Source organism: Sorangiineae bacterium MSr12523 (assembly GCA_037157775.1).
Taxonomy (GTDB): domain Bacteria; phylum Myxococcota_A; class Polyangia; order Polyangiales; family Polyangiaceae; genus Pendulispora; species Pendulispora brunnea.
Genome location: CP089982.1, coordinates 638,154 through 656,813 on the forward strand (window position 1 = coordinate 638,154; position 18,660 = coordinate 656,813).

Annotated in this window: 16 protein-coding genes; 9 read left to right on the plus strand and 7 right to left on the minus strand. The window is 61.3% G+C overall.

The window, feature by feature from the left end:
- Nucleotides 1–53: 53 nt before the first annotated feature.
- The 4 genes from LZC95_02745 to LZC95_02760 all read left to right on the plus strand — a co-directional run bounded on the left by LZC95_02745 (nt 54) and on the right by LZC95_02760 (nt 4,938).
- Complete coding sequence (locus LZC95_02745; GenBank protein ID WXA95758.1) at nt 54–692, plus strand: TetR/AcrR family transcriptional regulator; 639 nt, start codon at nt 54–56, stop codon at nt 690–692.
- Nucleotides 693–918: 226 nt separating this feature from the next.
- Entirely contained in the window at nt 919–2,505 is a 1,587-nt protein-coding gene (locus LZC95_02750) for an IPT/TIG domain-containing protein (protein WXA95759.1), read from the plus strand.
- Between the two features lie 127 nt (nt 2,506–2,632).
- Nucleotides 2,633–3,814 (plus strand): beta-lactamase family protein, encoded by a 1,182-nt coding sequence (locus tag LZC95_02755; GenBank protein ID WXA95760.1) that lies wholly within the window; start codon nt 2,633–2,635, stop codon nt 3,812–3,814.
- Nucleotides 3,815–4,137: 323 nt separating this feature from the next.
- The gene (locus LZC95_02760; protein ID WXA95761.1) at nt 4,138–4,938 is read left to right on the plus strand and encodes a hypothetical protein; all 801 of its coding nucleotides are present in this window, start codon (nt 4,138–4,140) and stop codon (nt 4,936–4,938) included.
- Between the two features lie 10 nt (nt 4,939–4,948).
- On the opposite strand, the gene LZC95_02765 is transcribed toward LZC95_02760, so the two are convergent.
- Nucleotides 4,949–5,905, minus strand: a complete 957-nt coding sequence (locus LZC95_02765; protein ID WXA95762.1) for a hypothetical protein — start codon at nt 5,903–5,905, stop codon at nt 4,949–4,951.
- Nucleotides 5,906–6,759: 854 nt separating this feature from the next.
- Here LZC95_02765 and LZC95_02770 point away from each other — a divergent pair.
- The gene (locus LZC95_02770; protein ID WXA95763.1) at nt 6,760–8,118 is read left to right on the plus strand and encodes an MBL fold metallo-hydrolase; all 1,359 of its coding nucleotides are present in this window, start codon (nt 6,760–6,762) and stop codon (nt 8,116–8,118) included.
- Nucleotides 8,119–8,129: 11 nt separating this feature from the next.
- Entirely contained in the window at nt 8,130–8,849 is a 720-nt protein-coding gene (locus tag LZC95_02775; GenBank protein ID WXA95764.1) for a TylF/MycF family methyltransferase, read from the plus strand.
- Between the two features lie 4 nt (nt 8,850–8,853).
- On the opposite strand, the gene LZC95_02780 is transcribed toward LZC95_02775, so the two are convergent.
- Nucleotides 8,854–10,557, minus strand: a complete 1,704-nt coding sequence (locus LZC95_02780) for a GMC family oxidoreductase (protein WXA95765.1) — start codon at nt 10,555–10,557, stop codon at nt 8,854–8,856.
- Between the two features lie 96 nt (nt 10,558–10,653).
- Between LZC95_02780 and LZC95_02785 the strand changes: the two genes are divergently transcribed.
- Nucleotides 10,654–11,358 (plus strand): TetR/AcrR family transcriptional regulator, encoded by a 705-nt coding sequence (locus LZC95_02785; protein ID WXA95766.1) that lies wholly within the window; start codon nt 10,654–10,656, stop codon nt 11,356–11,358.
- Nucleotides 11,359–11,372: 14 nt separating this feature from the next.
- On the opposite strand, the gene LZC95_02790 is transcribed toward LZC95_02785, so the two are convergent.
- Nucleotides 11,373–11,789 (minus strand): hypothetical protein, encoded by a 417-nt coding sequence (locus tag LZC95_02790; protein WXB00368.1) that lies wholly within the window; start codon nt 11,787–11,789, stop codon nt 11,373–11,375.
- Between the two features lie 439 nt (nt 11,790–12,228).
- On the opposite strand from LZC95_02790, the gene LZC95_02795 reads away from it, so the two are divergent.
- The gene (locus LZC95_02795; protein ID WXA95767.1) at nt 12,229–13,107 is read left to right on the plus strand and encodes a protocatechuate 3,4-dioxygenase; all 879 of its coding nucleotides are present in this window, start codon (nt 12,229–12,231) and stop codon (nt 13,105–13,107) included.
- A 167-nt stretch (nt 13,108–13,274) separates the two neighbouring features.
- Nucleotides 13,275–13,952 (plus strand): S1 family peptidase, encoded by a 678-nt coding sequence (locus LZC95_02800; GenBank protein ID WXA95768.1) that lies wholly within the window; start codon nt 13,275–13,277, stop codon nt 13,950–13,952.
- Between the two features lie 23 nt (nt 13,953–13,975).
- Here LZC95_02800 and LZC95_02805 read toward each other — a convergent pair whose 3' ends face one another.
- From LZC95_02805 to LZC95_02820, 4 genes are all read right to left on the minus strand, one after another.
- A complete protein-coding gene (locus LZC95_02805; protein WXA95769.1) occupies nt 13,976–15,994 on the minus strand; it encodes a CocE/NonD family hydrolase in 2,019 nt (672 codons plus the stop codon).
- A gap of 142 nt (nt 15,995–16,136) precedes the next feature.
- Complete coding sequence (locus tag LZC95_02810; GenBank protein WXA95770.1) at nt 16,137–17,255, minus strand: low temperature requirement protein A; 1,119 nt, start codon at nt 17,253–17,255, stop codon at nt 16,137–16,139.
- Between the two features lie 185 nt (nt 17,256–17,440).
- Nucleotides 17,441–17,641, minus strand: a complete 201-nt coding sequence (locus LZC95_02815; GenBank protein ID WXA95771.1) for a CsbD family protein — start codon at nt 17,639–17,641, stop codon at nt 17,441–17,443.
- Between the two features lie 80 nt (nt 17,642–17,721).
- Nucleotides 17,722–18,633 carry a LysR family transcriptional regulator gene (locus LZC95_02820; GenBank protein ID WXA95772.1) on the minus strand — a complete coding sequence of 304 codons (912 nt, stop codon included), beginning with the start codon at nt 18,631–18,633 and terminating at the stop codon, nt 17,722–17,724.
- Nucleotides 18,634–18,660: the final 27 nt, after the last annotated feature.

Genomic DNA, 18,660 nt, shown 5'->3' on the forward strand with positions numbered 1-18,660 from the left:
TCTAGTAAGAAAATTTATTGGATCAAATTTTAAGCCGGGTTAAGTTTTATCCCATGGCGAACGACGATGGCTTGCGGGCGCGGAAAAAGCGGGAAACGCGTGAGCTGATCTCCGCCGTGGCCACCGCGCTTTTCACCCAGCGCGGGTTCGACGCCGTGACCATCGCGGAGATCGCCGAGGTCGCCAACGTTTCCAAGGTTACCGTATTCAATTATTTCCCGCGCAAGGAGGACCTCTTCTTCGATCGCGAGGAGGAGATGCGTGAGGTCGCCCGCGACGCGCTTGCCCGCCGTCCGCGTGGTCGATCGCCATTGGCCGCCCTGTGCGATCTCGCGCGCGAGCTGCTGGAGCGTGAGCATCCCTTCGCCAAGTTCACGGACGGCGTTTCGCAATTCTGGAGCACGGTCGAGGCCAGTCCTTCGCTCCGCGCCCGGGCTCGCGAAATGCGGGACGAGTTCGACGTGGACCTCGCCGCCATGATCGCCGACGCGGTCGGGGAACGAAAGGACGACATCGTCGCGCGCATCCTCGCCACGGGCTTGTCGACAGCGTGGATTCTCGCCTACGCCGAGGCCATGCGCAGACACCGCCGGGGCGATGCCGCCTCCAAGGTGCGCGCGACGTTCTTGAAACGACTCGAGCGTGCCCTCACCGTCGTTCGCAACGGCACGAAGGGCACGCCCTACGAATGAGCGAAGCTCGTTCATTGCAAAAGTGGGTCGAATAGAACCCATCTCCATCTAGTTGCGATTCCTCGAAGGATCAGCCGTCTCGCGGCGCGCTCGAGCTCTTCCAGATCGAGGCTTGGTCCATCGAGCGTCGATTCTCCTCGACCCGCTTTGGCCGAGGATTACGATCGCTAGTTTGTTTGCCGACTCACACGGCAGTCGGATTCGTCGACTTGGAACCAGGAGGGCGATGATGGACAAGCAACCCGGCATCGGCATCAACGAAGGTGGGATCGCGGCACCTTGGCCTTGGAGCAAGCCAACGGTCGCGGGCGTCGGCCCGAACTGCGGCCCCTCGGCAGGTGGCACACGAGTGACGATTCTCGGCAAGGGATTCATCAATGCCACCGCCGTCCATTTCGGAAGCGTGGGGGCGCAAAACTTCAACGTCGAATCGGACACCGAAATGACGGCCACGTCGCCCGCATACACGGCAGGAGGCTCCGTCGATATCACGGTAACGACCTCGAAGGGGACGTCTCCCGCCAACCCTCCTGCGGACCAATTTACGTTTCTCACGAGCACGAACACGACGCAAGTGATGATGACCCTCGCGGGATTGGCCGCCACCGGCGCGGCCGAGCGCCCATCCGGAGAGACCGTCGAGCAGCAACAGGCTCGCATTCTCGCGGGCATCAACGCGCAGCTGGCGAATTCCAATCTTTCCACGGCCAACAATTGGCAGGCGATCTGGGTGGGGCTAACCCAAGATCGCGCCAACCTCGTCTACATCGCCGAAAACCCCTCGAATTCAGGAGGGCCAACGACGTATGCCGTCTGCCTCCGAGGGACCGTGGGCGGGTCACCCATCGACAGTGCCGAAGATATGGACGTTGGATCCTTGCTCCCATTCGGTCCTTTTGGGTCCGGGGGCCCGCTGGGCAACATCTCCCAGGGCGCCATGATGGCGTTCACGGAGATCATCATGGGCACGACGCTCATGGCCACGCTGACGCCTCTCATTACCGCGCAAAGCTCAGGGCCAACCATCTATGTGACGGGACACAGCCTCGGAGGTGCATTGGCCACGACCATAAGCCTCTATCTTGCCGCCCAGACGTGGACGCCGAAGCCCACTCTTCAGGTATTCACCTTTGCGGCCCCCACGGCCGGCGATGGGAATTTTGCCAGCAGCTTCAACGCCCAATTCCCGCAGGCAACGTGTGCGTGGAACCAATACGATCTCGTTCCCAATGCCTGGCAGAACCTCGTCAATGGTGAGTCGCAGAACCCACCTACACCGGAAAGCGTGGAGTTCTTCTACCCGCGAATGAACAGTCCGTTGCTGAGCGCGGAAGTCAAAAAGATTGTCCAAAATATCGCGAGCAAAACGCCCGTGGCCAATCCCTATACGCAGCCGACCCAGCAGCCGGCACTCAATGCGTATTTTGCGTGCACCGATCCCGATCCTTCCGATATCAGCACCTTGGATGACTGGCTGGCGGAAGTTGCTTATCAGCATGCCAACGACACCTATCTCATGTTGCTGGGTGCCCCCACGCTGCCGGCCGTCGCGCCAAGCATTGCATCGATCACGCCGAGCAGCGGGCCTGTCGCCGGTGGCACCCAGATCACCATCACGCCCCTCGGGGTCACGTTCAGCGCCGATAGCCAGGTCGACTTTGGCGTTGTCCCGGCCACGAGCGTCGAAGTCAACTCCAACGGTACCATCACGGCCACGTCACCCCCCGGAATCGGCACCGTCGACGTCCGGGTGACCAATATGTTTGGAACTTCGACCGTGGTTGCAGCCGACCAGTTTACGTTTACGCCTTGAGGGCTGCGGGCGACCAGCTGTGCGCGGCGCCGAAGCCGCGCATGCCTGGGCCAATTGTCGTGATGGCGCGGATTGTACCGAGCGTCGGTCACACGGTCGACGGAGGACGCGGCGCTACAATGGCAGCATGAAGACGAGATTCTCGAAAATCATGCTTCTATTACTGGCCCTGTGCGCTTTGCCGGCACTCAACGTCGCGTGTGGTGACGACGATCCCGGGATACCCGCGCCGGACAAGACGGCGCTGCTTCGACAGACGTTGCAGGACAAATTTGCGGCTTCGCATGCCGTTGGCGACTTCCCGGGTGGCACGGCCGGCGTGGTATTGGCGGATGGCTCGTCGTTCGGGCTCGCGGTCGGTGTCTCGGATCGCGCGACGCAGCGACGGATGTTGCCGGGGGATCTCCTGCCGCAAGCCAGTGTGGGCAAGACGTACGTGGCCGGGGTTGCTTTGCAGCTGGTTCACGAAGGCAAACTGGCGCTAGACGACAAAGTCGAAAAATACCTCGGGGAAGAGCCCTGGTTCGGCCGGCTTCCCAATGCGCACGACATCACCATTCGCATGATTATGAAGCACACCAGCGGATTGATGCGCTACGAGTACGATCCCAATTTCACCGCCGAAGTGAGGAAAGACCCTTATCGTATCTGGAAGCGGGAAGAACAACTCTCGTTTCTCTTCGACAAGGCCGCACCTTTTCCTGCCGGCCAGGGTTGGGAATACTCCGATACCAATTACATGGTGCTTGGGCTGGTGATCGAGCACATTACGAACTCCACGTATTATACGGAGGCGAAGAAACGCCTTTTCGACCCTCTCGGGCTCGACCACGCCATCTTCATGGACCGTCCGGATATTCCCATCGTGCAGGGTTATGCGGGGGACTCGAATGTCTTCAGCGGGACCGACGCCATGATGGTCAACGGCAAAATGACCCTCGATCCGGGCTTCGAGTGGTGCGGCGGTGGAGTTGCATCGACCGCCGAAGAACTGGCGCGCTGGGTCAAACTGCTCTACGAAGGGCGCGCATTCGATCCGACGATGCTTCCCGCGATGCTCGACGGCGTGCCTGCGCCGGCCCTAGGAGAAGGAGCGAAATATGGAATCGCGACCATTTTGCTTCCGTCGCGCTTGGGGATGACCTATGGCCACAGCGGCACGTTTCCGGGCTACCTGACGCGGGTCATGTACTTTCCCGATACGAAAGTGGCCGTCGCCGTGCAAGTTAACACGAGCCCCTCGACGTTCGATCGCAAGAGGCTCGTCGATACTGCGGTCGAATTGGCGGTTATCGCATCATCGCGATGAGTCGGTAAAGCGGTGCTGCCCCCGCTCGGTTCGGCATGGCCACGCCCCTCCCTGCGGTCGGGCGGCGCAGGCGCGGTTCCGGCGAGGATCGGTCGAAGATCATCGACGTCGTCGGATTCCTTGCACGAATCAACATGCCCTGCTAGACAGTGGGCGTGATGTCGCGTGCGTCCTTCTTTTTTAGCTATTGGGGCTTCGTCTAGAAGCGAGCGGCCAGTAGCGTACCAACGATTTCAGGCCGTCTCGATTCGAGGCGGCCTTCGTTGTTTTTGACGACAGCACCGCCCACGAATCCGAGACCGCCCAGCAAGGAGCCAGGTCTCATGAGTCCAGATTCGTGCCGAACCGAAGGCGGTCTATCCGTTCACCTCGAAGTCGAGGAACTTTCCTCACCATGCGACATGTCGGCGATGGCCGAGCAGCTCGATCGATGGCGCGGCGCCGTGCTGTGCTCGGGGGTTGCGTCGCGGCCGGACATCGGATTCGTTCATCCCCCGCTGGCGGTGACCCTGCGCCGCTCGCACATCGTCATCGAAGCGCTGAATGCGCGCGGTGCCGTCTTGATTCCGTCGATCGCCGTCTTGTTCTACGAGCTCGATATTTTCGCCGAGCTGCGTGCCGCGGGTAAACGCATCGCGGGCCGACTGAACTTTGCGAACACCACCTCGCAGGCGATCGATGCGCTCACGAAGCTCGTGTGCCCGGTGGCCGATCCGAACCTGCGGCTGTACGGCGCCTTCGGTCGCGAAGGTGATTCGGAGACGCGAGATACGGTGCTCTACCTGCCAGACGAAATTCTCGTCGCGGACCACGCGAAAGGCACCGGAAGCATTCTGCGCTACGATTTCGTCGCCGCCGGGCGTTCGACGCGCGGCCTCGCCCGTGCAACGGTGGCGGCGCCCTACGTGTCGCATTCGGCGTCGCGCAGGGATCCTCCGAGCGAAACCTTTGCCCGATTGCGCATGGTCGCGCCCGCGGCCTACGGCGCCTTGATGAACATCGGCCGCGGGGAATTCCTCATCGCCACCACCCGCGAGATGGCCTCGGGGCGGGTGATGCGCATGAAAAACGGCATTGCCGAGGTTCGCCTCGGCAATGCCGCACTCGTGAGTCCCGCAGCCTGACGAATTCGATCTACTGCGCGGCGGGAATGAGGGCTTTGAACCAGCACGTGGGAACGTCCTTGCCGTTGTAGCCCGGCACACCCGTGCTGGACGGCAAGCAACGATATTTCGCGGCTTCGCGCTCCGATTCCACGTTGTTCTTCGGAGCCGCGCTATTGACGCCCGGGATGACCGAAAGGTCGCCCTGCACCCCGCAAAGCGCACCGGTGATGTACGTGTCCAATCGACATTGTGCACCCGGATAGCTGCGATAATTCGTCGCCGTCACGACCGTGGTGTCGGGCGTCGAAATGTCGACAGTCTCGCCGGAGAGCGTGGCCAAAAGCGCGCCCAGCGAGATTCCGCCCGACCCGATGCGATAACACAGGTTCTGCTCTTCGGCCGTCGCCCACTGGGCGTCGCACTTATCGCGCAAGATCTGGGGCGCGGAGGTTCGGAACGCCGCATTGCCCGCTGCGTCGTCTTTCCAGATTCGGCGCGCGCAGATCTGCGTTGCGAACCAATCCGACTGCCCCTCGGCCGCCGCCCAGTCGTCGCGCTTGAAGACATATCCACCAAGGTGATGGCCGAGTTCATGGCACAAAACGAGGGTGAAACCTTCGGGCGTCACCTCGGGGCGGCGCGCCAGACCGCCGTACATATTGACGATCCAGGAGCTTCCATTGCGCGACGCGCTCGCGTTGACCGTGCTGTTGTCCCAGAGCGAGTTGACCACCAGCGTACCGTTGTGACCGGCGACGACGGGCGTGAAAATGGAACTGGTCTGGGCGATCACACCATCGAACTGCTCTTTGGTGAGGCCACCCGAATTGAAAAGACCGTCCTGCAGGTGGAGATCGTTCGGCGGAACGAAGACGTCCAACTGAACGGGCCCACCCGTCGCCGACGTGCTCGATAGGCCAATTGCGAACACGGCGCCGACTCCAGCTACGCTCCGGAGTGCGGTGCGATAAAGTCCCTTGTTCATGCTTTTCATTCCCTGGTGAAGAGCCAACGATTGCGGACGCAAAAGGTCGCCGTCAGGGGGGCAATCCCCGCTGGAACCTTCCGAGCTTTCGCTTCCGCAAGTGGAAACCCGCGGACGCCGTCAACTGCGCGTTTGCCGCAAGTCCACTCCTCCGGAGCGCCTTCATCGGTAGCTAGCACGCTGTGAAAGCGATGAGGTGATCATTTCACCAATTCGCTAAACTTCATAGATGACCTATCCCACATAGGCGCGCCAATTCGGCGCAAATTGCCCAAGAATCGGAATGCCCCGTACGACCGATTGTGTCAATCGCCCGTCGCGGAACTTCGGTGACGGCAGCGTGTCGAATTCACATGGTGCCCGCCACATGGCACGAAAGTCTTTTGAGCGCGAGGCGATGGCACCAATATGCCAACCGACCATCGGTACAGCGCACGACAACGTCGCGCTCTGCCCATTTGGACATTCGACGATTGCGCGCCCACGTTACGGTAATGGCTAGTTACGATTCGGTGAAACTCTACGTCGATATAACGCACTTCATAGAGGAGAGAATTCACATGAAGGCGGGAAGGCGGGAAGGGGTTTCGGCGTGCGCAGCGCGGAACGCTTTCTTGGGTTTCCAATTTGGCCAACTCGGCCAATTAAAAAATCTCAAACCTTCCCGCCTTCCCGCCTTCCCGCCTTCATGTGAATCTCTCTCCTCTCGGCGCCCAACGGGGCCGAGGCTGCATGGTCACTTCCGGCCGCCCTCCCGCGGGTTCCGAAATCGCATCGCGCATTGATGGAATGCGTTGCGTCATCCCAATTTCCGGGAAACGTCTTCCTTCCTCCGGTCGAAAGTTAAGCCGAACATGCGAGCGTCCAGCCATACCGAAGTGCTGTTCGTCAACCACTCGAGCCTGCTCATCCGGTACGGGGATGAGTATCTTCTCACGGACCCTTGGTACCAGCGGCCGGCGTTTGGGAGTTGGCTGCCGGTTCCGCCGATGGCCGTGCACCCCGCGAGTCTCGTCGCGCTGGGCAGTAAGCTGCGGATCTTGATCTCGCATGCGCACGATGATCACTGCGACAATCAATTTTTACAGTTGTTCGACAAAAGCTCGGCGATTGTCTCGACGAATTTCGCGTCGAAGAGCGTCGAGCGGCGTCTCGGCAAGCTTGGATTCACGAATCTGCACATGCTTTCGCCGGCCGGCGAGCAGCTCGGTTCATTTCGCGTGCGAAGTTTCGTCAACGAGAAGCTGTCGCACGATGACGCCCTCTATCTGATCGAGACGCCCGACGCTGCGGTCGTTCACGGCAACGACTTGTGGGTACCCTTGGAGAGCGCGCCACTTTCCGCCATCAAAGCTGCCGTCATCGAGAAGGGCGCGAATCGCGCGCTGTATGCCTCGCAGACCAATTCCGCATCCGGGTTCCCGACCACGTACCGCAATTTCAGTCCGCAAGAGAAAGCACGGCTGCTGCGAAAGAAGGTCGACGGAATGATCGATGCCGGGCTGCAGAACGCAGCCGCCGTCGGCGCCTCGCATTTTCTGAGCTATGCCGGGTTCTCCGGTGCCTTCGTCAAGGACAAGGAAGAATATCTCGGCGATGCCATCATTCCGGACTACGACTACATCGCCCAACATTTCGGCTCTCGGATTCCGAGCAACGTGACCGTGCTGGACATGCGGCCGGGCGACGCTTTCGATTTTCACGAGGTGAAGAAGAGCTTCTTCGGCAACGACATTGCCGTTCGCGATCTCAAGCAGGCGGCGATCGACTACTACCGAGCCTACGGTGTCGTCGACACATGCGATACATTTCGTGTCGATTCGGATTCCATCGAAAACGGGGCCATCGAGGAGCGGCTGGAGCGGTATCTCCTGGAGTTCGACAAGTTCGTAAAGGGGCACGTCGAGCGCACCAAGTTCGAGTCGACCATCCTCGGGAAAACGCTCGAGGTTTTCGTGGAAGATGTCGGAGTGCACCGTGCGTTGCGCTTCGGTCATGGCCTGGTCCACGGTGAGGAGACGTGGAACAAGCGAATCGTGGTATCGAGCAAGTTGATCTCGATGGTCATGGAAAAGAAGATCCTGCTGGAAAATCTCTACACGGGCTTCAATGCGGAATTTGTCAGGAATCCCCCCGACGTCTACAATCGCGACATCGTCATGTATCTGGTGATGTTCTCCTACGCATACATCAACCGCCGCCAGCCGACGTGAGGCGCAGCCCAATGGCCAGCATTCCCAAGTTCTCGAAACTCGACACCGACTTCATCGCCAAGCGAAACGCATTCTTCGAAAGTAACCCGGTGGATGCGAAGTTCGCCGTGGACAACTGGAGTCTGTTTCTAGGCACGGTTCCGATGGGAACCTTTTTGGCACGTTACGAGTTGCTGAAGAAAATCGTGGACGTGCCGGGCCATGTTCTCGAATTCGGGGTCTTCAACGGCTCGAACCTTCTGTTCATGGCCAAAATCCTCCGGTTGCTCGCGCCGCACGATCTTCGAAAGCTCTACGGCTTCGACACGTTCGAAGGCCTGCAGGAGTTCAACTCCAAAGATGGCATTGCGGTCGAAGACCGAGGTCGCTACCGCGGCCGGCGCGAGCTGCTGGAGCGGTCCATCGCGCTGCACGGTTTCGAGGACAGCATCGAGCTGGTCGCGGGCAAGATCGAAGATACCCTGCACGAGTTCCTGAAGACCAACGCCCACCATCTTTATAGCTTCGTCTATCTGGACACGGACCTTTACCAATCGACGCAGCTGGTGCTTTCCGAGGTGTGGCCACGCTTGTCGCCCGGTGGCATCATCGCGTTGGACGAGGGGTATCACGATCGCTTCCCAGGGGAAGGCATCGCCGCGCAGGAATTTCTAGCGGCGCACCAAGGGCAGTGCAACGTGGGAGCCATCCCCTTCGCCCGACAGCCGATGTTTTACATTCAGAAGCGCTAAGGACTCAGCCATTCGCTTCGAGGCGGAGTGCACCTGGGGCATGATCGGGAACAGCGGGGCGGAGCGGCGGGATGGGCGCGATGGACTGGTACGCCGTGCCGAGCGGAGGCCGCGGATCGACATCGCCGTGGTTTGGCCACATCGACATGGCACGCTCCGCCTGGGCCGTGATGGTGAGCGATGGATTGGCCCCGAGATTGGCGGAAATCGCAGCACCGTCCACGACGTGCAGGCCAGGGTGACCGTAAACGCGATGATAAGCATCGACCACGCCCGTTCGCGCGGAATCGCCAATGACGCAGCCTCCCAGAAAATGCGCTGTCATTGGCGTATTGAAGATATCGCCCCAGGAGCCGCCGGCAATACCGTCGATCTTCCCGGCAAGCCGCCGCACTGTGTCGTGAGCGACCGGGATCCACGTGGGATTGGGCTGCCCGTGGCCTTGGGTGGACGTGAGCTTGAAGCGTCCGCCCAAAGCCTTTTTGCCCGAGACCGTGATGGAATTGTCGAGAGTTTGCATCACGAGAAGGACAATGGTCCTTTCCGCCCAACGTCGGACGTGCCCAAAGCCTAGGAAGTACAACGGACGCTTGGCGATCTCCTTCAGCCAGGTGAAAAGCCGTGGATACGGTTTGCCGCCATCGGCCAAGGCCGTTGCCAGCAGGCCCATGGCATCGTTGCCTTTGCCGAAATGATTCGGCTCGATATGCGTATGTTCGTCGGGATGAAACGATGACGTAATGGCAATGCCCCGGCTATGGTCGATGGCCGCGGTTTTCGCCGTGGCGCCCAAAATGGCTTCCGAATTGGTGCGCGTGAGGACACCAAGGCGCGACGAGACGTGCGGCAACACACCGGTGTCCCGCATGCGGTGCAGTAGCAGTTGCGTATTGTAGGTCCCCGCGGCAATGACCACTTGTTCGGCGCGGAATGTCCGGCGGTTCTTCTTCCACCATGCGGACCTGCCCGTGCGCACTGTCTCCACGAAATAGCCGCCGCCGTCGGCGGGTCGCACGGCGGTTACCGTGCACATGGCATGGATTTGGGCGCCGGCTCGCTCGGCCAGGTAAAGGTAGTTGCGATCGAGCGAGTTTTTCGCATTCTCTTTGCAACCGATCATGCAGGCGCCACATGTCGTGCAGGTGCGACGGCGGGGACCCGCACCTCCGAAGAAAGGATCGTCGACCTCGGTGCCGGGGGCCACGCCTGGTTCGCCGAAGAACACGCCGACACGCGTTGGATGGAACGATGACCCAACGCCCATCTCGTCGGCAATCTCCTTCATGATCTCGTCCGCACGCGTAACCACGGGGTTTTCCACCACCCCCAACATGCGTTTGGCCTGATCGTAGAACGGTGCAAGCTCACGGCGCCAATCGGTGATGTGTCGCCACTGCGGATCGTCGTAGAACGCGGACAGCGGCTCGTAAAGCGTGTTGGCATAGACCAGTGAGCCGCCTCCGACGCCCGCCCCCGCGAGCACCACGACATTCGGCAGCACATGAATGCGCTGGATGCCATAGCAACCGAGTTTTGGCGCCCACAAGAAACGCCGGACATCCCATGACGTTTTCGGCAAGCTGGTGGGCTCGAATCTCTGCCCGGCTTCGAGGACGCCGACCCGGTAGCCTTTCTCGGACAACCGAAGGGCCGTGACGGAGCCTCCGAATCCCGATCCGATCACCACCACGTCGTAGTCGAAGCTCATGTTCTGACCTGCCTTGGTCAAAAATGTAACTTCGGTGTCAATTATCGGCCAGCATAAAGTGACGCGCGTGTCATTTTACGTGGTACGCTGTTCGGGATGAGCTCGGGCACGGGCAAGCAAGCGCCTCTCGGGAAAGCACCGCGTCCACTTCGTCGGGGACGCGGCCGGCCGCCCGCGTCCGCACCGGCGGGCGACGACTTGCGCGAGCACGTCATCGCAGCCAGCGCGCACGTCTACGCCGAACACGGCTACCGTCACACGACCGTCGAGAGGATCCTCGAGGCGGCGGGGATCTCGCGCCCTACATTTTACAGGCTCTTCAGCGATCGGCGCGATGTCATCGAGGCACTCGTCGCCCGCGCCAACGATCTTCTGTACGCGCAAGTGCTGGCCGCCGCCGAGCAACAACGCGATCTGCGGGGGGCCGTCGTGGCGGCGGTGGACGCGTACTTCGAATGGGGGCTCAATCTAGGCCCGATGGTCGGGGCCATCTACAACGAGATCCACGATCCGGAGTCTCCGGCGAGCTCCCATCGCGCGCGTGTGATTGCACGAATGATTGCCCTTTTCGATTCTATTGCTGCCGAGCACGGGCGGCCGCGTCTCGACCCTATTTTCTGGGACGCACTCGTTTGCGCAGCGGAGCATGCGGCGAGTGGGGCATTCTGGCCAAAGCGCCGCCCGCCCGCCGAAATCGAGCGACGCCGCGCGGTGGTCCTGCGCATCCTGCTGGCGTCGCTCGCGTCTCCTCGAGAGCGGGTCCCCCCGCTCCCGCTCTACGATGGCGCGCCCCCAAAGTGACACGAGGCGTGCTTCTACTTGTGGGCCGTGCCCTTCTGGGTAATGGTGCAAAGGCCGCTGCGACCAACGAGTTCTACGCCGAGCGTGCTGCCCGTGAGGTTGAAGGCGGCGGACGTAAAGGTAATTTTGGTCCCGTTGGGGAGCGTGCACTCCGTCGATGCTTTCAGCTTCGCGTGCGTGGCGTCCGTTTCGACGAGGGTAATCGCGCACCCCTGCACCGTGGTGGTGAGCTCATGGGCCGCGGCGCCCGCGGCAAGGTCGAATGCCTTTCCCGTCGTATCGACGACGTCCGGACTGCAGGGAGACGTGATCTTGCTGCCGGATTGAAAGGTCCAATGTCCGAGGTAGGCGTCGGCATCGACGTCGTCGTCCGCGTAAGCGGTTCCTGCAAATCCGGCGATAGCTAGAACGACAGCGAGGGTCTTGTGCATGGAAAACCTCCCGTGGAGTTAGGTGGGTCCTCGCTTATTGCCGAGATTTGGATTCTCTTCTCACCAAACGCCGCGCTGCATCCAGTTAGGTAAGTTGGACGCTGGCGGTGTACGCCCATGCGCCGCTCGCGCCTGACCTCGTCTAACCGGTAGAACGACCCTCGCCTCGAACGACGAAGAAGCGTTCACGCACCGTCGCACGGGGCCAATGACGAATGCATTGGTTCGATGCATATCGCGCCGGACCTTTTCCTGGCGCGCTTGAAAGAACGAAATGGGCGGCGAGCGATCCAATGGATCATCACGTTTCCATGATACGGACGCAAATATCGTTTTGATTCGTGTAATTGTATTAAAATTTGATTTTGCATCTATCGTGATTCTAAATGGCAGTGTTCGCGTTGATTTGGGTTCTTGCTTCGAGAATAGGAGGGAATTCATGTCCAGCGATTTCAAATACACTGCATTCCGCCGCGACGTGACGCGTAGGCAGGCACTCCGTTTGGTCGGATCGACCCTGGCGATAGCGCCGCTTGCGCAATGGTTGATCGGGTGCGCTTCGGAAGAAGGCAAGAATAGCGGACCGGTCGCGTGGGCCAGCGGCGGGACGGCGGCCATGCGAGGCGGTTATCCAGATCCGTTCAGCACTGGCCTGGGGGCCACGTGCAAGCTGACATGCAAGCAAAACTTGGGGCCTTGCTACTCGGCCGTGACGAGCCTGCGCGAAGACATCAGCGAGGGAGAGCCCGGGCTCCCCACGCGGTTTGCCTTCCTGGTGATCGATGAGCAGTGCCGGCCGGTTCCGGATGCCATCGTCGATGTATGGCATGCCTCCGCGGAGGGCCTCTACTCGGGAGAGGGCATCGCCGAAGAGCCGCACGGCGAGGGGAACTTGGAGGGGTGTGTGCACGGTGATACTCGTGCGCTCCGCAGCAGATGGTTCCGTGGCCAGCAGCGGACCAATTCATCGGGCCGGGCCGATTTCAATAGCTGCTTTCCCGGATGGTACAGTCGTCGAACGATTCATGTTCACGCAATCGTCCGGATCGCCGAGGTAGAATCGGAAACCGTGCAACTCTATTTCGATGACGCGCTCAACGACCAAATCGTGGGCACGCAGCCGATCTACAATGCCCGCGGCCCCCGCGATTCCACCAACGCCACCGATATCGTGGGCAGTCGAATCGGCGCGGAGCTGCTCCCCGACTACCTCTTTCAGACCCGACAGATGGCCGACGGCGCACTGTTGGCGTGGAAAACGCTGGTCGTTCGAGCATCGGGGGTCGACGTCTGTCGCGTCGGCGCCCGCCCCGCGTAGCACCCGCGATTCGATTCGGAGAGGTCCCTTCGACATGGCAGCGCCGGGCGCGGTCGAGACGGGCGGTTGGCCCGTCGATTTTCTGCGCCACTTCCCACGGAAGAGCGTCTCCAAGGTGCTTGGCTGAATGACCCGCCAAGCAGCCTCGAGTCCAGAAATAGGAACCCATGAAGAATCGAATTCCCGCGGTGTACGTACTCGTATCCGTCCTTGCGTCGGCGTGTAGCATGGACGCAACCACGGAAAGCCCCACCCAACGGAGCGCGCAGGCCATCGGCGGGCACGCAAACCCATCGAACGCCGACTACGTCGTTTCGGTCAACGGATCTTGCTCCGGAACGTTGGTCGCGCCCACGAAGGTCGTGACGGCCCAACACTGCATCCATTCCGGGGAGAATCGGGCTGGCGGCGTCGTGGCGACGCGCGCCACCCAGATCGGCGCACGGGACGTCGCCGTTTTGACCTTGAGTCGTGCGCTCGACCTTCCCACCGTGCGCCTCGCGCGCGAAATCCCGGGCGTGGGAACGAAGGGCACGCTCATCGGATTCGGCCGCACCGAGGATTCGAGCGCATTCGATACCCGCCGTGAGGCTCGGTTGCGTGTGTACAAGGTGGGGTCGAACGTCGCGGACGAAAGCGATCGCATCGGCCCCACGGGCTTCTTTGCCCGCAACGCCGACTCGCGGGGTTGCGGAGCGGACTCCGGCGGCGCGTTCATGGTTGGAGGCATGCTCGCCGGCGTCACCGTCCTCGGCGACCCTTCGTGCAGCCACCCCGATTGGGATACCGGGTTTGCAGCCGTCGGGTCGCTCTACGATCAGCTTAGCACCGCCATCGAGGACTAAAGCGCGCCCCTTCAGGCCGCGATTCAGTGCAGCGCCGAAATCGGCACCACCGGGATCACGAGACTCGAGGGGTGGCTTGGATCGTTGTACACGGTCATGGTGCCGATGGGGCTTTGCAGAACGATCTGACCCCCCAGCGGCACACCTTGCGGTGCATTGCTCGGGCCGATGGCAATGCGCAAGCGATGCCCGGCCTTGATCCTTGCGGCGGCGGGGAAGATCTCCACGGATAGCTTCATCACCTCGCCCGGGACCACGGGCTGAGCCGACGCTTCGGTGAATGCGTGCCAAGGCTGAATCATTTCGCCATCGAGCGTGCGCGAACGCGACGGATCGACTTGGCGGAACTGATCGTTCAATAGGCCATTGCTAATCGGGATTGCATCCCCGAAGACATCCACGTCGTCGATGCGCACCGAGATGGATCCTCCTCGCTCCCCGGTCGAGGCCCAAATATCGGCCTGCATCGGCCCGTTGATGTACATATCCTGGGTCAGCACCGGCGTCTCGTAGAGCAGGTTGAACAACTCGGTCAGATTGTCCCGGTGGAAGCAGGGAATGGGCAGGAGGCTCAAAGCACCGAGCGTCCATTGGGAGGTGCTGATCGAGCAAATTCCGTTCAGCGGATACTGGACCAGCTTTCGCGGATCGTTTCGCTCGTAGGGGGCGTTCCCGGGGGCGGCCATGGTGAGCTGCTTGTCGCCGTGCAGGTAATATCGTTGTGCGTGTGCCTGCGGATGCGGCCAGTCGGTGCTGGTGACCATGTGGCCGTGACCAAGCACGCTCTGGGTGACGTTGGGCAAGGTATCGGCGCCGACGCTCAAGCCTTTGACGTATTGGTCGAACCAGCGCAATTGAATGCGATCGAAGATGGGGACGCCGTCTCCGGTCATCCCCAGGTTGAGGGCCATTTCCGCGTGCGTTCCCGATCCCACGAGCATCTTGGTGGGCGCATGGTTCTTGATGCCTTCGTACATCAAGGGCATTCCGCGCTGCCAAATGTCGTGCGCCGTCGTCACGATGAACGTGGGTGCCTTGATGGCATCCGTGGCTTCCACCGGCGATCGGCCGGCAAAGAAAGCCCCGTCGTATGCGAGTGCCGGATCACCCAGCACGGCGCTTACGAACTTCGGCACTTGGAAAGAGGTCAGCGCGTTGTTCAAGTGATCCAACGTGACCGGAAGCGCCCGCACCGGGTCCAGCAGCAGCTGCGGATTGAGCGTCGAAACCAACGTGGTCAACGAAAACCACGTGCTGAAGAAGAGAAGATTGCCCTGCCCTCCGGTGATGGCGACATCGCGGTACGTATCGCCACCGGCTCCTTCCGAAATGACCGCCTTGATCGCCGGATGCCCCGTTTGCGCGAAGAGAAAGGAATGAATGCCCACGTCCGAAATGCCGGCGACGCCGATGTTTCCATTGCTCCAAGGCTGGGAAACGACCCAATCCAGCACCCGCACGTCATCGTCGCGTTGATGTTCCGGATCGAACGCTTTCCACACGCCTTCCGAATTGCCCGTGCCGCGCCCGTCCACCGATACGCTCGCGTAACCGTGTTTGACGATATAAGGATCGTGCGCGCCAATGACGGAGCCTAACCACGAAAGGCTGGGCACGACGCCGTCCACCGCATTGGAGGCCACCGTGGAAAGCGCCGCGTTGTAATCGGTCTCCTGCAGCACCACGGGGAGCGGCCCTTGGATCGGCTTGCCCGAAGCATCCGCCGGCAGGGTGACGATGACGGCCAGCTTCACACCGTCGGCCATGGTGATGTACTGCATCGGCAGGGTCACCGTTCTCGGATAGAGCGCGGGCGGATCGTACGGCGTCCAACGCGCGTCCGCAGTGCCGGAGACGGGCACGCTCGGCTCGCTGGTCTTGCCACGCGTGCCATTGGTGGTCCAACCTGCAGCCGCCGTTGCGCCGGCGCTGCTCGGATCGAGCTCGCCTCGATCGGTCTCGGTGTCATGGTTGGATGTCGCATCGTTCTGACATCCGATAAGGGCTACGGCCAAGCTCGTCAGGAGGAATCGTCGGATCACTGGGGCAACCTGCCTTTCGCCGCGTTCGGTCCAAGGAGCTTGATCGACGTAGGCGCGCAAAGCGACCGGGCTTTCCCGACGTGCATGCGAATGCCATCCTTTTGAGCGCCGTTGCGATACCGCGCCTACATGTCCGTATGCGTCAGCCGGGGACGATGGCGCGCTTTTCAGCGGCGAGCAGGACCGCGATGAGCAGTGCCGCGGCCGTCAATTCTGCGGCTGTCGAGCCGTGAATTCCCGCTAACACGGTGAGGAGGACGAGTGCCGCGCCTGCGGCACGCGGTACGGGCCAGCCAATGCCCAATGCATATCGAAACAGCGCCGCGCCCAACAAGAACAACGCGGCGCCACCGGCAATGAGCCAAGCAGGGAATGCCGTGGTTCGAGCCATGAGATCGTTGACGGACAGGCGCGTTCCCGCGGCCACCGCCACCACGCCGCCGATCATCAGAAGGTGCGCCAGACCATAACCCGCAACGGCGCCCACCACCTTTCGCGCGGGTGACGCTCGTTCGAACGCGTGCGCGGCTCGCTCGTCCTCGTCCACGAAGTAGACGCTCCACATGGCGGCCGTAAGGGCCAAGCCTGCAAGCACTCCGAAAACCAGGGCCGCATCGACGGCCCTGTGCTGCGCGGCAATGCCCACGCTGAGCAGCGACTCCCCGAGCACGATGAGGATCATGAGCCCGTAGCGCTCCGCGAAGTGCGACGCGCGCAGGCCAAAGCCCAATCCGGCGCGTCCGAGGAGAGGCGTCGCAATCTGCACCGCGAGTGCACCGCACCAGAGCCACCAATCCGCACTACCGTGCGCCCATCCGGCGGCGAGCACCAGGGATGCACTCGTGAGATTCCACGCCCCGAGGCGGAAAATGGCACGCCGTGGAGCCCGATCGGGGGCGAGCCAAAAGCCTGTAAGATGCACGAGATTGACGAGCATGTACCCCAGGCCGAAGACGATGCCGTCGTCCTCGAAGGCGCGCGGCACGGCCAGGGCACATAGGAAAAAGCCGGCCATCCCCGAGAGAAGCAACCATCGCCGTGGCCATGTGTTGGGGGCCGTCGCGTTGGTCATCCACGCGTAGCCGCCGTACATCCAGAAAATGGCCGAGAGCTCGACCGCCGCGCGCGCCAGGCCACCTGCGTCCGGTGCATTCACCAGCACCGTTGCAACCTGGGTAATCGTCAACGCGAAGACGAGGTCGAAAAAGAGCTCCAGCGTAGAAACGCGCTCCTGCGCTGTCGGATCCATCGTCGTGGGCATGCTACCCACCGACGTTTCGATGGCGCAAGCGTGAGCATGCGGGGCCGAGGGGAGCGCGGCCCCGTTTCGACGCTCGTGCATCTCTGCAATCGCACGCCGAGACGGGCCGCGCAGACCAGGGTCATCGTTCACTCGATGACGTGGCCGACACCGATGATTGTGGCGTCACGCCTCACCGAGCGTTTTCAGGATTGGCTGGCAAGCCAAACCTCCAGCTCTTTCTCCGCGGCCTTGCGTTCGAGGCCATAGAGCTGTTGCAGCTTTCCCACGAGACGCTCGCTTTGCCCTTCGATTTGGCTGACATCGTCATCCGTGAGCTTCCCCCACTTCATACGTACGGTTCCTTTGATCGTGTGCCACTTTCCTTGAAGTTCATCCAAATTCATTCTGACCTCCTTTCGAGGGGGCCAAAGCAGGGGCCATGCCGGATGACGCGATGTGCTAGGTACGAACGCTCTCTGCCAAATCAAACGGGAAGGTTCGGAAAAAGCGTTGGCGCCATCTCCACGGCAAATTCCTTGAACAAGCGCACCGGCCGCGACATGTGAAGGTTGCTCAAATGCACGACCGACAAATCGGATGTTGGAAAGTGCCAATCGGGCATCACCTCCACGAGCCGCCCCTCACGCATGAGCGAAGGCTGCACCACCGGGGGAAGATCTCCGATGCCTGCACCGGTCAGCAAAACGGCGGCGAGGCCGCTGTAGTCGTTCATGGACAGATGCGGTTCGAATGACAACGTTTCTTGATCTTTTCTGCTTCGATGCCGAAAGATCCAGCGGAGGCCAGGCCTCCAGTGCGAGAACGTAATCAATTTGTGATGGAGCAAATCCTTTGGCGATTTCGGAGCCTTGACCTTTTCGAGGTACGTGGGACTCGCAACGAGCTGATTTCGAAAGGTAAGGATCTTACGAGCGACGAGTGACGAATCGACGAGAGGGCCGACGCGCAATGCGAGATCGACACCATCGGCGATGTGGTCGACATACCGATTCGTGATGAAGACCTGCACTCGGACATTGGGGTAGGATGCCTTGAACGCCCCAAGCAGCGGAGCAACCAGTGTGTCCGAGGTGCTCAGCGGCGCGGAGAGCCGTAAAACTCCCTCGACCGTGGACAACTGGTTCGAGACCAGGTTGTCGACGGTTTCGCTCAGTTCTGCGCTGCGTTGAGCGTGCTCCAGCACCTCCGCCCCGACATCGGTGAGCCGCAAACTGCGGGTCGACCGTTCGAGCAGGCGCACACCGAGCTGATCCTCGAGCTCGGCGACGCGGCGACTCACCGTGGAGAGCGGGATGTTGAGGCGTCGCGCCGCCTTCGAGAAGCCCCTCGCTTCGACGACTTTGGCGAAAATCGCCAGGGAATTCAGATCGGCCATGTTCGTTCGCCTCGTCGGGGAGAGCGT

Excerpts from the sequence above, each read along its gene's own strand:
- LZC95_02765 (WXA95762.1), bottom strand. The coding sequence starts at position 5,905 with ATGAACAAGGGACTTTATCGCACCGCACTCCGGAGCGTAGCTGGAGTC.
- LZC95_02770 (WXA95763.1), top strand. The coding sequence starts at position 6,760 with ATGCGAGCGTCCAGCCATACCGAAGTGCTGTTCGTCAACCACTCGAGC.
- LZC95_02775 (WXA95764.1), top strand. The coding sequence starts at position 8,130 with ATGGCCAGCATTCCCAAGTTCTCGAAACTCGACACCGACTTCATCGCC.
- LZC95_02790 (WXB00368.1), bottom strand. The coding sequence starts at position 11,789 with ATGCACAAGACCCTCGCTGTCGTTCTAGCTATCGCCGGATTTGCAGGA.
- LZC95_02810 (WXA95770.1), bottom strand. The coding sequence starts at position 17,255 with ATGCCCACGACGATGGATCCGACAGCGCAGGAGCGCGTTTCTACGCTG.
- LZC95_02750 (WXA95759.1), top strand. The coding sequence starts at position 919 with ATGATGGACAAGCAACCCGGCATCGGCATCAACGAAGGTGGGATCGCG.
- LZC95_02820 (WXA95772.1), bottom strand. The coding sequence starts at position 18,633 with ATGGCCGATCTGAATTCCCTGGCGATTTTCGCCAAAGTCGTCGAAGCG.
- LZC95_02800 (WXA95768.1), top strand. The coding sequence starts at position 13,275 with ATGAAGAATCGAATTCCCGCGGTGTACGTACTCGTATCCGTCCTTGCG.
- LZC95_02815 (WXA95771.1), bottom strand. The coding sequence starts at position 17,641 with ATGAATTTGGATGAACTTCAAGGAAAGTGGCACACGATCAAAGGAACC.
- LZC95_02795 (WXA95767.1), top strand. The coding sequence starts at position 12,229 with ATGTCCAGCGATTTCAAATACACTGCATTCCGCCGCGACGTGACGCGT.
- LZC95_02760 (WXA95761.1), top strand. The coding sequence starts at position 4,138 with ATGAGTCCAGATTCGTGCCGAACCGAAGGCGGTCTATCCGTTCACCTC.
- LZC95_02755 (WXA95760.1), top strand. The coding sequence starts at position 2,633 with ATGAAGACGAGATTCTCGAAAATCATGCTTCTATTACTGGCCCTGTGC.
- LZC95_02785 (WXA95766.1), top strand. The coding sequence starts at position 10,654 with ATGAGCTCGGGCACGGGCAAGCAAGCGCCTCTCGGGAAAGCACCGCGT.
- LZC95_02780 (WXA95765.1), bottom strand. The coding sequence starts at position 10,557 with ATGAGCTTCGACTACGACGTGGTGGTGATCGGATCGGGATTCGGAGGC.
- LZC95_02745 (WXA95758.1), top strand. The coding sequence starts at position 54 with ATGGCGAACGACGATGGCTTGCGGGCGCGGAAAAAGCGGGAAACGCGT.